This window comes from Pseudarthrobacter sp. LT1 (assembly GCF_035621795.1).
GTDB lineage: Bacteria > Actinomycetota > Actinomycetes > Actinomycetales > Micrococcaceae > Arthrobacter.
Map to the genome: position 1 here is coordinate 2,742,470 of NZ_CP141830.1, position 14,797 is coordinate 2,757,266.

The window sequence follows — 14,797 nt, forward strand, 5'->3', positions numbered from 1 at the left end:
GCGCAGACGGACTCCCCACCGACGAAAGAGTGATCCCATGACACGCAAAGTAGTCATTACCGGTCTGGGTGCCACCACGCCCATCGGCGGCGATGTATCCACGATGTGGAACAACGCCCTTAAAGGGGTCTCCGGTGCCCGCACCCTCGAGGACGACTGGGTAGCCAAGTACGAGCTCCCCGTCCACTTCGCTGCCCGCTGCAGCACCCCGGCGCTGGACGTGCTCAGCCGCGTTGAGGCCAAGAGGATGGACCCCTCCACCCAGTTCGGCGTTATCGCTGCCCGGGAAGCCTGGGCCGATTCCGGCATCACGGAATTCGACCAGGACCGGCTGGCAGTGGCCTTTGCCACTGGTATTGGTGGCGTGTGGACCCTGCTGGACGCCTGGGACACCCTGAAGGAAAAGGGCCCCCGCCGGGTCCTGCCCATGACGGTCCCCATGCTGATGCCCAACGGCGTTGCCGCAGCCGTCAGCCTGGACCTCGGCGCCCGCGCCGGTGCCCACACCCCCGTCTCCGCCTGCGCCTCCGGTACGGAAGCCATGCACCTGGGCCTGGAACTCATCCGCTCCGGCAAGGCGGACGTGGTGATGTGCGGTGGGGCCGAGGCCGCCATCCACCCCATGCCGCTGGCGGCATTCGCCTCCATGCAGGCACTGTCCCGCCGGAACGACGATCCCCAGCGCGCCTCCCGCCCGTACGACACCGCTCGTGACGGCTTCGTCATGGGCGAAGGTGCCGGCGCCCTTGTCCTCGAAGCCGAGGAACACGCCCTGGCGCGCGGCGCCCGCATCTACGGCGAACTTGCCGGCACGTCCGTCACCGCCGACGCTTACCACATCACGGCCCCGGACCCGGAGGGTCTCGGCGCCACCCGCGCGCTGAAGGCTGCCATGTTTGATGGCCGGATCCAGCCTGAAGACGTGGTTCACGTCAACGCCCATGCAACCTCCACTCCTGTTGGCGACAAGCCGGAGTACACGGCCCTGCGTGCTGCCTTGGGCAACCACGTGGACAACGTGGCCGTATCGGCCACCAAGTCGCAGATGGGCCACCTCCTGGGCGCGTCGGGCGCGGTGGAGGCTGTCCTCACCGTGCTGGCCGTCCATGAGCGCAAGGCACCGGTCACCATCAACCTTGAGAACCAGGATCCGGAGATCCCGCTCGACGTTGTCACCTCCGCCCGCGACCTGCCTGCCGGCAACATCGTGGCGCTGAGCAACTCGTTTGGGTTCGGCGGCCACAACGCCGTCGTGGCGATCCGCAGCGTCTAGGCCTTGCCGGGGAAGCGCCCCCGGAAGCGCAAGGGAGGCCCCGCCAACTGGCGGGGCCTCCCTTTTTGCTATGGAAGTGTTGCAGTACCCAGGTCACCGAGGGGACGGACGACGGCGGTCAGCCCACCTGGTGGAGCCAGCGCACCGGGGCGCCTTCGGCAGCGTGGCGGAACGGTTCGAGTTCCTCGTCCCAGGCTTCCCCGAGGGCGAGCGAGAGTTCGTGGTACACGGCGGCCGGGTCACCGGCGCCGGACTCGTAGGCGTAACGGATCCGGTCCTCGGACACCATGATGTTGCCGTGGACGTCCGTCACGGCATGGAAAATTCCCAGTTCGGGGGTGTGCGACCAGCGGCCGCCGTCCACGCCCTGGCTGGGCTCCTCCGTCACCTCGTAACGAAGATGCGCCCAGCCACGGAGGCAGGACGCCAGTTTGGCTCCCGTGCCGGGGGTACCGGCCCAGGACAACTCGGCCCGGAACATGCCGGGCGCGGCAGGCTGCGGGGTCCACTCGAGGTCCGTCCGCTTGTCCACCACAGCGCCGACCGCCCACTCAACGTGGGGGCACAGCGCCGTAGGGGCCGAGTGAACGAACAGCACACCGCGGGTCATTGCAACAGACATTCCATCCTCCATAGCTCTAGGTACGTCTTCCCCAACGACCTCTGCCTGGATGGAACTGCCGTGCCCTGCTGTGCGGCGGTGGTTCCCTGCGCGTATTCAGATGTATCACGTAAAGCTGAGTCCGGACTTGCCGCACCGCACAAAGCTCAGGGAGCTTCAAGCGACACTTGAAAGTTGCCGGACGTGACTCTTATTGTGCCGTACCCCGCAGAATTACGCCAGTGCGATTAGCCACACCGGTCAGGCCCTGGGATGGGCTTGTTGATAGCTCTTCCGAAGGCGGTCAACCGAGACGTGGGTGTAGATCTGGGTGGTCGCCAGGCTGCTGTGGCCCAGGATCTCCTGCACCGCACGCAGGTCAGCGCCGCCGTCAAGCAGATGCGTGGCGGCCGAGTGCCGCAGCGCGTGGGGCCCGGACGCCGAGGTATCGCCCAGTGCCGCGAACAGCGTGTTGACCAGGGCACGGACCTGCCGTTGATCGATGCGCCCGCCGCGGGCTCCAAGAAAAAGGGCAGGCCCGCTGTTGTCCTTCGCCAGTGCCGGACGCCCCCGCCGAAGCCAGTCGTCGACCGCCACGGCCGCGGGAACGCCGAAGGGAACTGTGCGTTCCTTGTTGCCCTTGCCGATCACGCGCAGCGTGCGCCGGTCAGGGTCGAGATCGTCGACGTCGAGCCCGGCCAGTTCGCCCACCCGGATGCCCGTGGCGTACAGGAGTTCCACCAAGGCGCGGTTTCGGACGGCGAGTGGCTCACCGTCCGTGGCGGAGGCCTCCAAACCCTCCAGCAGGCGCGTGAGCTGCGGCGCCTGAAGCACCCCCGGCAGGGATCCTTCGCGTTTGGGTGCCTTCAGGCGAAGGGCGGGATCTGTGTCGATGAGCTCCTCCCGGAGCGCCCAGGCTGTAAAGACCCGCGCGGTGGCGGACCGGCGGGCTATGGTTGCCCGCGAGGCGCCGGCGGAGCTTTGGCTTCCGAGCCACCGGCGGAAGGTTCCCAGTTCAAGGTCCTTCAGTTCTGCCACGCCTTCCGATGCCGCATGGACCAGGAGGCTGTGCAGGTCGCCCAGGTAGGCGCGCCTGGTGTGGTCTGACACCGCACGCTCCCCCGACAGGTAACCGGCGAACGCATCCAGTGCCTTGCCGAGTGCCCCGGGCAGTTCTTCATGTTCCACTCCTCTACTTTCCCAGTTGCGTGCCCAACACCATGTGCGGACACGGCTAGCCTTTGCCGCGTTTCCAGCCTCCCCGCTCCGACACGGCCAGCCCGAGCAGCCCCAGCCTGCCAAGTCCGGCCCGCACCGAGTCCTGTCCCAGGCCGGCCACGGCGGAGAGCTTTTCCACGGATGTGGTGGAGCGAAGCGGCAGTGCGTCCAGCAGGATCAGGTCCTCCAGGGTCAGGCCGTCCTGGACTGCCGCTTCCGTGGTCCGTTGCCCGGGCAGTGCAGTTCCGCTGGGCGAGGCAAGTTCGGCAACCTCCGCCGCATCGGTGACGCAGACCGCCCCTCCGTCCCGCAGTAGACGGTGGCAGCCGGCGGAGTTGGCGCTGTGGACCGATCCGGGAACGGCGCCAACGGCACGGCCCAGGGTCTCAGCGTGGTGGGCCGTGTTGAGGGCGCCCGAGCGCCAGCGCGCTTCCACCACGACTGTCACCGCCGACAGGGCAGCTATCAGCCGGTTCCGTTGCAGGAAGCGGTAGCGGGTCGGGGCGGAACCCGGCGGTACCTCTGCCAGGACTGCGCCCTGGTTGGCGACGGCACGCAGCAGGTCCTCATTGCCGGACGGATAGAACCGGTCCACTCCCCCGGCCATGACGGCGATGGTAGGCACGGCTGCGGATCCGCCGGCAAGGGCAGCCCGGTGCGCATGGGCGTCAATTCCGTAGGCGCCGCCCGAAACAATCGTATAGCCGCGTTGCGCCAAGGAGTACGCGAGGTCTCCGGTGACCGCCGCCCCATAGCTGGTGCTGTCCCGGGACCCCACGAGGGCGATGGACTTCACCAGTGCAGGCAGCGGCTGCTCCTGTCCGCGCCACCAGAGGCAGATGGGTTCCTGGATTCCCAAGTCCGCAAGCTGGGCAGGCCACAGCTCGTCGCCGGGGATGATGACGCGTCCGCCCAGCCTGGCCATGGTGGCCAGGTCGCGTTCGGGGGCGAGGTCGGGGAGCCGTGGCTGCCAACGCTTCAACGCTGCTGCCAGTCCCGCCCAGCTGCCGCCCGCTCCGCTGTCTGCCAGGAGTGCGGTGATGTCGCCCTCCAGGCCGGGGCCGGCCGCCATCTGGCCGGTCGCGATCCGCAGTGCGTCCGTCGCCCCTGCGAGCTGCACCAGGGCAAGGCCCGCCGCATCCTGCGGTTCCATCAGCCGTGAGAGGGCGGCCCGTGCCAGCCGTTCCGTTTCCATGCCCCGCGTCTTTTCCACTGCCCGTTCCTTTTCCACCCGCAGTTCCATTAGTCCGTTCCGTTCCTGGCCGGCTGTCATGCTGCGGCCGCCGCAGCCTGCCGGAGGCCCAGTGCCTGCCCGATGTCGTTGGTGTCAGGCGCGTGGCGGCGCCCCAGGTCCGCCAGGGTCCAGGCGAGCCGAAGGACACGGTCATACCCGCGGGCAGTCAGGACTCCGCGCTCCAGCGACTGGTCCAGGATCCGGGTTGCTGCGGGAGCGAGCCGCAGGTCCCCGCGCAGGATCCGTCCGGGCACCTGCGAGTTCGTCTCGAGGCCAAAGCGCTGAAGGCGTTCGGCCTGCCGGCCCCGGGCCTCCCGTACCCGGCCCGCCACGGACGCGGTGTCCTCTTCGGCCCCTGCCTGGCCGAAGTCAACCAGGGAAACCCGCTCCACCTGGAGCTGGATGTCCACCCGGTCCAGCAGGGGCCCGGACATCCTGGCAAGGTAGCGGCGGCGCATCACGGGAGTGCAGGTGCAGTCCAGTCCTTTGCCGGAGGCCTTGCCGCATGGGCAGGGATTGGCCGCGAGCACCAGCTGAAACCGCGCCGGGTACGCCGCTGTCCCGGCGGATCGGTGAATCACCAGTTCCCCGCTCTCCAGGGGTTGCCGCAGCGCGTCCAGGACGCGCCGTTCGTATTCCGGCGCCTCGTCCAGGAAGAGCACGCCCCGGTGTGCCCGGGATGCCGCTCCGGGCCTGGGCAGGCCCGATCCGCCGCCGATGATGGCTGCGGCGGTAGCGGAGTGGTGCGGGTTCTCGAAGGGCGGCCGGCGCAGGAGCTGTACGGTGGACGACGGGAGGCCGCACAGCGAATGGATAGCCGTGACCTCCATGGACTCATGGTCGCCAAGGTCGGGCAAAAGACCGGGCAGCCGCTCCGCCAGCATCGTCTTGCCGGCGCCCGGCGGCCCGGTGAGCAGCAGATGGTGGGCACCCGCGGCGGCCACCTCCAGGGCCTTGCGGGCGTCACTTTGGCCGGAGACATCTGCCATGTCGGGACACGCGGCGGGTAGAGAGGGCCCGTCGCCGGCCTCATCCGCGTCATCGGGTTCGAAATCCAGGGCGAGTTCCTGCGGATCTGCCCCGAAGTCGAGGGCAAGCCGGGCAAGCGTGCGGTATCCGTGCACCACGGCGCCCGGGACGAGGGAGGCCTCGGCGAGATTGGCCTGGGCCACCACGACCTCGGGATAGCCGGCCTGCACCGACGCCATGACGGCCGGCAGGATTCCGCGCACGGGCCGGAGCCTGCCGTCAAGCCCCAGCTCCGCGATGAAGACCGTGCGCCCCGTGGGCTTGATGTCGTTCGCCGCCCGGAGTACGGCCATGGTGACGGCGAGGTCGAAGCCGGAACCGCGCTTGGGAAGCGACGCGGGAATGAGGTTGGCGGTGATCTTCCGGCGGCTGAGCGGGATCCCGGAGTTCTTTGCGGCTGAGCGGATCCGCTCCTTGGCCTCGTTGAGGGAGGCATCCGGCAATCCCAGGAGGACGAAAGCCGGCAGCGTCTGGCCGATGTCCGCCTCGACCTCAACCATGTAGCCATTGAGCCCCACGAGGGCGACGGAATAAGTCCGGCCCAGCGCCATCACCCAACCCCCTTGAGGTGTTCCACCAGGGGTTCCCCGCCGCCGTCGTCCAAGACTGCGATAACGTCCACACGCCGCAGCGGCATCCGCAGCTCGCGGTCGCGGCACCAGACAGCGCCAAGCCGGTGCAGCCGGGCCAGTTTTTCCGGGCCCACCGCCTCAAACGGGTGGCCGTAATCCAGGGAGCGGCGGGTTTTGACTTCAGCGATGACCAGTGCATCACCGTCCAGGGCAACGATGTCGATCTCGCCCTCGGCGCACCTCCAGTTGCGCTCCACCACCAGCATGCCCAGCGATTCAAGGTAGCCCACGGCGAGGTCTTCGCCGTGCCTGCCCAACAGGTCTTTCGATTTCATTTCTACCTCCGCAACCAGCCTGGCGGCGGATACGCGCGGAGAATAGAAGGCCCCTGTCCTATGTGGACAGGGGCCGGTGTGGAGGGAAAGTGGTGAATTCCGGGGTTTCTAGTTCCCCAGGTCCACGTCCTTGGGCAACGCCAGCTCCTCGTTGCGGGGCAGCTCCTCGACGTTGACGTCCTTGAAGGTCAGGACCCTGACGCTCTTGACGAACCGGGCGGAACGGTAGACGTCCCAGACCCAGGCATCCTGAAGCGTCAGGTCGAAGTAGACCTCGCCGTCAGCGCTGCGGGCCTGGAGGTCCACGTGGTTGGCCAGGTAGAAGCGCCGCTCGGTCTCGACAACGTAGCTGAACAGGCCGACGACGTCGCGGTATTCACGATAGAGCTGAAGCTCCATGTCGGTTTCATAGTTCTCAAGATCCTCAGCACTCATGCTTCCATCTTGCACCATGTCCGGCACGGCTGGCGCCGGGCGGCAGGAGTCAGTCTTCGTACGGCCCATCCCCGTCGGGGACCTCCGCCCCCTGCAGTTCCCCACCGAGCAGCCGCCAGCTGACCCGGTGGTAGGGGGTGGGTCCCGCTGCGCGAAGCACGTTCCGATGGGCTGCCGTGGCATAACCCTTGTTGATGTCCCAGCCGTAGTCGGGATACTCGGTGTGCAGTTCGCGCATCATCCGGTCCCGCTCCACCTTGGCGATGACGCTTGCGGCGGCCACGCTCAGGCACTGCATGTCGGCCTTTACCTTGGTGTGGACCGGGGCCTCGCACGTGGTCTCCAGCACGGGCTGGTCGAACAGGGACAGCTGCTCCGCCGGGGAAAGCCAGTTGTGGCTTCCATCCAGCAGGACCGCTTCCGGGACAATGCCTGCGCCGAGGATGCTCCCCCAGGCCCGGGTTCCGGCCAGCCGCAGGGCCGCGATGATGCCGAGCGCATCGATCTCGCCGGCGGTGGCGTGCCCCACCGCGGATGCGACGCTCCAGCGCCGCACCAGCGGATCCAGCCGTTCCCGTTCAGCCGGGCTCAGGAGTTTGCTGTCCCGCACGCCTGCAAGCGGTTTTTGGCGCTCCAGGTCCACGACGGCGATTCCCACGCTGACAGGGCCCGCGAGGGCACCGCGGCCAACCTCGTCAACTCCCGCCAGGAACCGTATCCCCTGGGCCTTGAAGGTTCGCTCGTGCCGCAACGTTGGCGCCTTGGCTCCGCGGGGCGTGGGCTTGGTGGCGGGACGGGCCGCGGGGGCCGGGGAGGCCTGTACTGCGGAAGACATGGTCAGCGGGCCGCCGGGACGTTCTTGAAGACGTCCGGGTAGTTGTCCAGCGTCTTGATCCTGTTCAGTGGCCAGGCGATGATTGCAGCCTTGCCCTCGAGATCCTTGAGGTCGACGAACCCACCGTCGGTCTCCATGTGCGCGCGGGAATCCGCGGAGTGGTTCCGGTTATCACCCATCACCCACACCTTGCCCTCCGGGACGGTGACGTCAAAGTTGCGGACCTGCGGGACTTCGGCGGGATTGATGTAGGTCTCGTCGACGGCGGTCCCGTTAATGGTCAGTTTACCGCCCGCGTCACAGCAGACCACGTGGTCGCCCGGCAGTCCGATGACCCGCTTGACCAGGTGCTGCTCTGAATTGTCCGGCAGGAGGCCTACGAACGTCAGGCCGTCCTGGACCCAGGTGAAGGGGCCCTGTGCCTTGGCCGGGGCGGGACCGAGCCAGCCCTTGGTGTCACGGAACACCACAACGTCCCCCCGGCTCAGGGCAAAGGGCTCGGGGACCAGGAGGTTGACGAAGATCCGGTCATCCACGTCCAGGGTGTTCACCATGGACTCGGAGGGGATGAAGAAGGCCCGGAACAGGAAGGTCTTAATGAGGAAGGACAACACCACCGCGATGACCACCACGGTGGCAATTTCCTTCAGCCATCCCAGCAAGGGATTGCCGGCGGACTTCCCGGCAGCTTTGGACCCCTGCCGGTTCCGCCTGTGGACGGGTTCTGACGCCTCCGGACCCTCAGCGGGCGTGGAGGAAACTGGAACGGCCGGTACCTCTGAAGCGCCGTCATGGCGGGGCTCAGGTTTCCGCGCGTGGTTCTCGGGCATTTACCGTCCGTTCTGTGTTGTCGGCCCCGGTACGGGCGGCCGTGCTACTGGGGCAAATCTATCAAGCGGCCAGAGGATCTGGACCGGCCGTCCGATGACCCGGTCCAGGGGGACGAGTCCGCCGCCGGGGGCGCCGAGCAGGCTCCGTGAATCGGCGGACACCGAACGATGGTCCCCCATCAGCCACAGCCTGCCCTCGGGAACCACCGTGTTGAACTTCTGCGTACTCGGCGCATCCCCCGGGAAGATGTAGGGCTCATCCAGCGCAGCCCCGTTGACAGTGACCTTCCCGCCGGCGTCGCAGCAGACCACGGTGTCACCGGGGAGGCCGATCACCCGCTTGACGTAGGTGGTGTCGCTGCCGGTCAGCCCGAGCCATTGCATCGCCGAGGCTGCGGCGTCCACCAGTGGGCCCTTGCCACTGTTCAGGGGTGCAAAGCTGCCACGACCGTCGAAGACCACAACGTCCCCATGCCGGATGGGCTCGGACTGGAAGCCGGTGCGTGAGACCAGGATCCGGTCCCCGCCTTCCAGGAGCGGCTCCATGGACTCGGACGGTATGAAGTACACATCGAGCCACAGGGACCTCACCAACCCGCTGATGGCAACGGCAAGGAGCAGCGCCAGAAAAACAAAACGCCAGCCCGTTTTGCGGGGCTGGCGTTTTGTCTGGTGCATGGTCCGTATCCTGGCGCTGGTGCATTGCTCCGGCGCTTGCCGGGTACGGCCGCGCTCCTGCCTGGCGGTAAGTCCGGTAAGGACTTACTTGGCGGAGCTGAAGTCGCGCTTTTCCTTGATCTTGGCGGCCTTGCCACGCAGTGCACGCATGTAGTACAGCTTGGCGCGGCGGACGTCACCCTTGGTGACAACTTCGATCTTTTCGATGATCGGGGAGTGCACCGGGAAGGTACGCTCCACGCCGACACCGAAGGAAACCTTGCGGACGGTGAAGGTTTCGCGCACGCCGTCGCCCTGGCGGCCCAGGACGAAGCCCTGGAAGACCTGGACACGGGTGTTCTTGCCTTCGATGATGTTCACGTGCACCTTGAGGGTGTCACCCGCGCGGAAGTCGGGAACATCGTTGCGCAGCGAGGCTGCATCGACGGAATCGAGAATATGCATGATTGCACTCCTGGTGAACGCCACAGGTCATTCACTTTGGGTCACGGCAGGCAAGTCGGGCTGCTGGAATGCAGGCCGGGTCTCTCCGCCGAAGTAAAGTCCCGGCCGCTTCAAGGGTTGATGGGGCCGGTTGTCCGGCTGTTGGCCGCGCAACCCCCTGTGGCAGGTGCGGACCCAGCAGACACAAGGGTTAATTTTGCCACAACGGCAGGGTTACGCCAATTCCGGCGGCGCTAGTCCTGCTGTTCAGCTGCCGTCCCGGGGCGGCGGGCAAGCCTGCCGTCCACGACGTCGTAGCCCAGGTTGTGCAGTTCGGTGCGGTCGGCACGCGGGAGGCTGCCGGCGTCGAACCCTTCCAGCAGGTCCGGACGGCGCTCCGCAGTCCGGCGGTACTGTTCGTGGCGGCGCCACTGGGCGATCCGGCCGTGGTTGCCGCTGAGGAGGACCGGGGGCACTTCGCGGTCCCGCCAGACGGAGGGCTTGGTGTAGACCGGGTACTCCAGCAGCCCGTCAGAGTGGGATTCCTCCACCAGCGACTCGGGATTTCCCACCACCCCGGGCAGCAGCCGGCCGATGGCCTCCACCATGGCCAGGACGGCCACTTCCCCGCCGTTGAGGACGTAGTCGCCCAGGCTCACCGGACGGACAGTGAAGTGCTCCTGCGCCCATTCGATGACCCGCTCGTCGATGCCCTCGTACCGTCCGCACGCAAACGCGAGGTGCTGCTCCTCGGCCAGTTCGTAGGCGAGGGCCTGGGTGAACCGCTCGCCGGCCGGCGAAGGGACGATCAGCACGGGCTTGCGGTCCGGGTCCGGACGTTCCCCGGCAACTGCCGAGAGGGCCTGCGCCCAGGGCTCGGGCTTCATGACCATGCCGGCGCCGCCGCCGTACGGGGTGTCATCGACGGAACGGTGCTTGTCCGTGGTGAAGTTGCGCAGGTCGTGGACATGCAGGTCCAGAATGCCGTCCTGGCGGGCCTTGCCGATCAGTGAAAGTTCGAGCGGCGCGAGGTATTCGGGGAAGATACTGACGACGTCGATCCGCATCTAGGCGTTGCCTTCGGCTTCCCGGGCGGCGGCTTCGTCCGAGTTGATGTCGAAGAGGCCGTCCGGCGGGGTGAGGAGGATGAATCCTTCCTCGATGTTCACCTCGGGGACGATCTGCTCCACGAACGGGATGAGGATCTCGTCGCCGCCCGGGGTGGTGACCACCAGCAGGTCCTGGACCGGCATCGTGTTCAGGGCTGTCACCTTGCCCACCACCTGCGACCCGACCCGGGCTTCCAGGCCGACCAGTTCATGCTCGTACCAGCCCTCGTCGTCGTCCTCGTCCAGCTCTTCGGTTTCAATGAAGAGCTTGGCTCCGCGGAGGGTCTCGGCCTGGTTCCGGTCCGCCACTTCCTCGAAACCGAGCAGCAGGATGTCCTTGTTCCACCGGGCACTGCTGACGGTCAGGGGCCCTGCCGTGGCAGGCTCAAGCACGAACTCCGTGCCGGGGACAAACCGGTCCTCCGGGGCGTCGGTCAGCACCTGGACGGTGACTTCCCCGCGAATGCCGTGCGGCTTGCCAATCCGTGCCACCTGAAGCTGCATCTGTTCCTCTGTTCCGCGTTGGGGTGTTTCTACTGAAAGCACTTTGTTGTGAAAGAACTCCGGCCCCTCCACCTGTGGTGGAGGGGCCGGAGCAAAAACTGGTATTGCCGAGCGCTCAGCGGCGACGGTCGGTGTCGACGACGTCGACCCGTACCGGTTCGCCGCCGGCCAGTGCAGCCACCACGGTGCGCAGAGCGCGCGCGGTGCGGCCCTGGCGGCCGATCACCCGTCCGAGGTCGTCCTGGTGAACGCGCACCTCGAGGGTGTCCCCGCGGCGGTTGCTCTTGGAACTGACCTTGACGTCGTCCGGGGAATCAACGATTCCGCGGACCAGGTGCTCCAGCGCTTCTGCCAGCAATCTACTCAGCCTCGGTGGTCTCAGCTTCGGCGTCGGCCGGGGCCTCGGCAGCGTCAGACTTGGAAGCCTTCTTGGTGATGGCTTCCGGGATGATGACCGAGCCCTTTTCCGGGGCAACGAAGGCTTCCTTCGAGACCTTGGTCTTGAGGGTGCCTTCCTGGCCCGGCAGGCCCTTGAACTTCTGCCAGTCACCGGTGATCTTCAGGATCGCGGCAACCTGCTCGGACGGCTGTGCGCCGACGGAGAGCCAGTACTGTGCACGCTCGGAGTTGACCTCGATGTACGAGGGCTCTTCGGTGGGGTGGTACTTGCCGATCTCCTCGATGGCGCGGCCGTCACGCTTGGTGCGTGAGTCCGCGACGACGATGCGGTAGTACGGGGCGCGCATCTTGCCGAAGCGCTTAAGGCGAATCTTTACGGCCACTTTTGTGGTCACTCCTGTTTCAGAAAAGGGGTGAACCCGGCTTTCTGCACCCGTGGGGCGGGCCATACTTGCGGGCTCGAAGGACAGGATCCGGACGCGGAGAGAGGGGCCACGCAGATCGAGTACCTGTTTATTGTGCCAGATGAGCGCTGTTATTTCGACTTGGCGCTGCCGTCCGTGGCGCAGCAGGCAGCCCGAAGACTGCCGGCGGGCCGCCGGAAGGTTCCACGAACGGGCCGGGACGGGTCAGGCGGACCAGACGTACAGTCCGGTCCGTTCTGAATCGTCGATTCCGGCAGCAAGTTCCGCCAGCTGCTGCACGTACGTCCGCGCCTGGGCGGCACCAAACGGCATGTCCTCCTGGGCGGCCCATTGCTCCGCCACGTCATCAAGGACGTTGCCTTCACCCTCGGTTTCATAGGTGAGCAAGTCGGCCAGGGCCCGGACCATGGCCGGCGGAACGGCAAGGAGGGAGTCGCTGGCGACATCGACCATGGTCAGCTCATAATCGGCCCCGCCGGCATGGACGGCCGTCCCGGCGAGATCACCGAGTTGCTCCACCTCGAAGTCGCTGATGCCCTGGATCCGCACCGCCTGGCCGGCAGCAGCACCGTCCCCGGAGCTGCGTCCTTCATCAAGGAGGCCGGCGCGTTTCAGCGCGGCGTCATGGGTGGCGACAAAGATCTCGGTGAAGCCCATGGCTGGTGCCCTTCTTCCGTTGGCGGAGCTGCGCGCCGGGCGCTGCCTGCCGCCCGGCCGTACGGAATCAGCCTAGTAGCTGCGGGGCGGCCGGCGCACACCCGCGGGCCTCCCGCTCAGTGCCGCCCGGAGCGGGATCAATCAGCGGACGGCGACGCGGATCCGGTTCCGCCACGGGTCCTCGAACCGGAGCTCCGCACCGGTGTGGTGGGCGGGCACCCCGGCAACCTTCAGGCGGTCGGTCAGCGCCCCGACGTCGTCGCCGGAAGGTACCTCGATGAGCACCTCGCCCAGCCCAAGGGTGTCCTTGCGCGGGCCGGCGCCGCGGCTGTTCCAGACGTTCATGGCCATGTGGTGGTGGTAGCGGCCTGCGGAGACGAAAAGCGCCTGCCCGTGCCAACCTGCGGTCTTTTCGAAACCGAGCGTCCCCACATAGAAGTCGCGGGCGGTCTGCACATCGCCAACCTGGAGGTGGACGTGGCCTACGCCGGCCGCCGTCTGCCGCTGGCCCTCCAGGGACTCCTCGGTGAGGTACTGCTCAAGGTAGCGCTGCGGCGGGAGCGCCAGGCTGTCCATGACCACGTCGGTCCCATTCCAGGACCAGTTGCTGCGGGGGCGGTCCCAGTACAGCTCGATGCCGTTGCCCTCGGGGTCGGTGAAGTAGAACGCTTCACTGACCAGGTGGTCGGCACTGCCCGTGAAGGCCCGCGGCTCGTACTGGGCAGCAGTAGCGACGGTGGCGGCGAGGGAAGCCTGGTCCTCGAAAAGCAGCGCAGTGTGGAACAGGCCTGCTTCTCCCCTGCCGGGAAGGTGCAGTCCGGGAGCCGGCGCGAGGTGGACCAACGGCCTGCCCAGGCGGCCAAGGTAGAGCCCGCCGTCCTGCTCGGCCACCACCTCAAGGCCCAGCGCACGCTGGTAGTAGTCGGTCATGACCTTCATGTCGCCCACCTTGAGCATCACGGTGCCCATGGCGAGGTCGGCAGGAAGAAGATCCTGGCTGCTGGCTGATGCGGTCATTGAAGGCTCCTAGCATTGGCGGCCGTCCCATTGGCGGCCTGTCATTTATTAAAATTACTTGAAGCTTCAATTTATTCCAAGTCCCTGCGAGCCGTTTGTCAGCGAATGATCCGCCCGCCCAGCACCACGTGCTCCAGCGCATGAATGGTCTCCGGTACCGCCCGCGGGTCTTCCCGGCATACGACGACGTCGGCGCGGGCCCCTTCCTCCACTCCGTCCGCTCCCAGCCACGTTCGTGCTGCCCAGCAGGCGGAGTCGAGGGCCACGTCCATGGGCAGGCCGGCGCCGTGCAGGGCCAGGATTTCGTCCGTGATCCTGCCGTGCCGGATCACGCTGCCGGCGTCGGTACCGGCAAAGATGCGCACGCCCGCGGCATGGGCTTCCGCCACCCGCTCGAGCCTGCGTTCCCACAGGGCGCGCATGTGCGCGGCATAGCGTGGGAACTTGGGATCCGCCTGCGCAGCAATGTCGGGGAAGGTGGCGATATTGATGAGCGTGGGCACGATCGGTACGCCCTGCTCCACGAACCGGGGCAGGTGGCGGGGCAGGAGCCCGGTGGCGTGCTCGACGCAGTCAATGCCGGCGTCCAGCACCTGGTCCAGGGTGTCTTCGGCGAAGCAGTGCGCCGTCACCCGGGCGCCTTCGTCGTGCGCCGCCTGGACGGCATCGCGTACGACGGCGGCGGGAAACGACGGCGCCAGGTCGCCGGCGCTGCGGTCAATCCAGTCGCCCACCAGCTTGACCCAGCCGTCGCCGTCGCGCGCCTGCTTGCGGACGGCCTCCACGAGGCCGTCCGGTTCAACTTCCTCAGCGAAGCCCCGCAGGTAGCGGCGCGTCCGGGCGATATGGCGCCCGGCACGGATCAACACCGGGAAGTCCCTGCCACCCTGCATCCAGCGGGTATCCGCCGGCGAGCCGGCGTCCCGGACCAGGAGGGTTCCGGCGTTGAGGTCCGCCTGCGCCTGGTCCCTGGCGGCTGCGGGCTCCACAGGGCCTGCGGGGCCCAGGCCGATGTGGCAGTGGGCGTCCACGAAGCCCGGCAGGACCCAGCCGTCGAGTATCCGGCCGGGAGGAGTGTCCGGCTTGTTGAACGTGAGCCTTCCGTCCACCGACCAAAGTCCATGCCGCACCCGGTCCGGTGCGGTCAGGACGGGTCCACGGAAGTGGATGATGTCTGCCATGGCGCTCCTTTCGATGCCCGGTCAGGCTAGCACCGCAATTAT

The 14,797-nt window shown here is 67.2% G+C and carries 18 protein-coding genes; 1 reads left to right on the forward strand and 17 read right to left on the reverse strand.

Features of this window, described 5'->3' with window-relative positions:
• Nucleotides 1–37: 37 nt before the first annotated feature.
• Nucleotides 38–1,273, forward strand: a complete 1,236-nt coding sequence (fabF, locus tag VIK36_RS12915) for a beta-ketoacyl-ACP synthase II (RefSeq protein WP_324642204.1) — start codon at nucleotides 38–40, stop codon at nucleotides 1,271–1,273.
• 118 nt (nucleotides 1,274–1,391) lie between these two features.
• Here fabF and VIK36_RS12920 read toward each other — a convergent pair whose 3' ends face one another.
• From VIK36_RS12920 to VIK36_RS13000, 17 genes are all read right to left on the reverse strand, one after another.
• Nucleotides 1,392–1,895, reverse strand: coding sequence for a DUF3145 domain-containing protein (locus tag VIK36_RS12920; protein ID WP_255172492.1), 504 nt, complete (start codon nucleotides 1,893–1,895; stop codon nucleotides 1,392–1,394).
• Nucleotides 1,896–2,135: 240 nt separating this feature from the next.
• Nucleotides 2,136–3,062, reverse strand: coding sequence for a tyrosine recombinase XerC (locus VIK36_RS12925; RefSeq protein ID WP_255172493.1), 927 nt, complete (start codon nucleotides 3,060–3,062; stop codon nucleotides 2,136–2,138).
• A 46-nt stretch (nucleotides 3,063–3,108) separates the two neighbouring features.
• Nucleotides 3,109–4,287, reverse strand: coding sequence for a DNA-processing protein DprA (gene dprA, locus VIK36_RS12930; RefSeq protein ID WP_324645274.1), 1,179 nt, complete (start codon nucleotides 4,285–4,287; stop codon nucleotides 3,109–3,111).
• A gap of 74 nt (nucleotides 4,288–4,361) precedes the next feature.
• Nucleotides 4,362–5,906 (reverse strand): YifB family Mg chelatase-like AAA ATPase, encoded by a 1,545-nt coding sequence (locus tag VIK36_RS12935; RefSeq protein ID WP_324645275.1) that lies wholly within the window; start codon nucleotides 5,904–5,906, stop codon nucleotides 4,362–4,364.
• Nucleotides 5,906–6,262 (reverse strand): YraN family protein, encoded by a 357-nt coding sequence (locus tag VIK36_RS12940; protein ID WP_324642205.1) that lies wholly within the window; start codon nucleotides 6,260–6,262, stop codon nucleotides 5,906–5,908. The genes VIK36_RS12935 and VIK36_RS12940 overlap by 1 nt, the downstream gene beginning before the upstream one ends.
• A gap of 108 nt (nucleotides 6,263–6,370) precedes the next feature.
• Nucleotides 6,371–6,697, reverse strand: a complete 327-nt coding sequence (locus VIK36_RS12945; protein WP_056335405.1) for a DUF2469 domain-containing protein — start codon at nucleotides 6,695–6,697, stop codon at nucleotides 6,371–6,373.
• 49 nt (nucleotides 6,698–6,746) lie between these two features.
• Nucleotides 6,747–7,532, reverse strand: coding sequence for a ribonuclease HII (locus VIK36_RS12950; protein WP_255172495.1), 786 nt, complete (start codon nucleotides 7,530–7,532; stop codon nucleotides 6,747–6,749).
• Nucleotides 7,533–7,534: 2 nt separating this feature from the next.
• A complete protein-coding gene (gene lepB, locus VIK36_RS12955; protein ID WP_255172496.1) occupies nucleotides 7,535–8,362 on the reverse strand; it encodes a signal peptidase I in 828 nt (275 codons plus the stop codon).
• Entirely contained in the window at nucleotides 8,363–9,040 is a 678-nt protein-coding gene (gene lepB, locus VIK36_RS12960; RefSeq protein WP_255172497.1) for a signal peptidase I, read from the reverse strand.
• An 84-nt stretch (nucleotides 9,041–9,124) separates the two neighbouring features.
• Nucleotides 9,125–9,484, reverse strand: coding sequence for a 50S ribosomal protein L19 (rplS, locus tag VIK36_RS12965; protein ID WP_255172498.1), 360 nt, complete (start codon nucleotides 9,482–9,484; stop codon nucleotides 9,125–9,127).
• A 233-nt stretch (nucleotides 9,485–9,717) separates the two neighbouring features.
• Nucleotides 9,718–10,530 carry a tRNA (guanosine(37)-N1)-methyltransferase TrmD gene (gene trmD, locus VIK36_RS12970; protein ID WP_324642206.1) on the reverse strand — a complete coding sequence of 271 codons (813 nt, stop codon included), beginning with the start codon at nucleotides 10,528–10,530 and terminating at the stop codon, nucleotides 9,718–9,720.
• Nucleotides 10,531–11,076, reverse strand: coding sequence for a ribosome maturation factor RimM (gene rimM, locus VIK36_RS12975; RefSeq protein ID WP_324642208.1), 546 nt, complete (start codon nucleotides 11,074–11,076; stop codon nucleotides 10,531–10,533).
• Nucleotides 11,077–11,191: 115 nt separating this feature from the next.
• A complete protein-coding gene (locus VIK36_RS12980) occupies nucleotides 11,192–11,434 on the reverse strand; it encodes an RNA-binding protein (protein WP_013601399.1) in 243 nt (80 codons plus the stop codon).
• Between the two features lies 1 nt (nucleotide 11,435).
• Complete coding sequence (rpsP, locus tag VIK36_RS12985; RefSeq protein WP_255172500.1) at nucleotides 11,436–11,858, reverse strand: 30S ribosomal protein S16; 423 nt, start codon at nucleotides 11,856–11,858, stop codon at nucleotides 11,436–11,438.
• A gap of 246 nt (nucleotides 11,859–12,104) precedes the next feature.
• Nucleotides 12,105–12,557 carry a hypothetical protein gene (locus tag VIK36_RS12990; RefSeq protein ID WP_324642210.1) on the reverse strand — a complete coding sequence of 151 codons (453 nt, stop codon included), beginning with the start codon at nucleotides 12,555–12,557 and terminating at the stop codon, nucleotides 12,105–12,107.
• A 141-nt stretch (nucleotides 12,558–12,698) separates the two neighbouring features.
• Nucleotides 12,699–13,574, reverse strand: a complete 876-nt coding sequence (locus tag VIK36_RS12995) for a VOC family protein (protein ID WP_324642211.1) — start codon at nucleotides 13,572–13,574, stop codon at nucleotides 12,699–12,701.
• A 98-nt stretch (nucleotides 13,575–13,672) separates the two neighbouring features.
• Nucleotides 13,673–14,755 carry an amidohydrolase family protein gene (locus VIK36_RS13000; RefSeq protein WP_324642212.1) on the reverse strand — a complete coding sequence of 361 codons (1,083 nt, stop codon included), beginning with the start codon at nucleotides 14,753–14,755 and terminating at the stop codon, nucleotides 13,673–13,675.
• Between the last annotated feature and the right edge of the window lie 42 nt (nucleotides 14,756–14,797).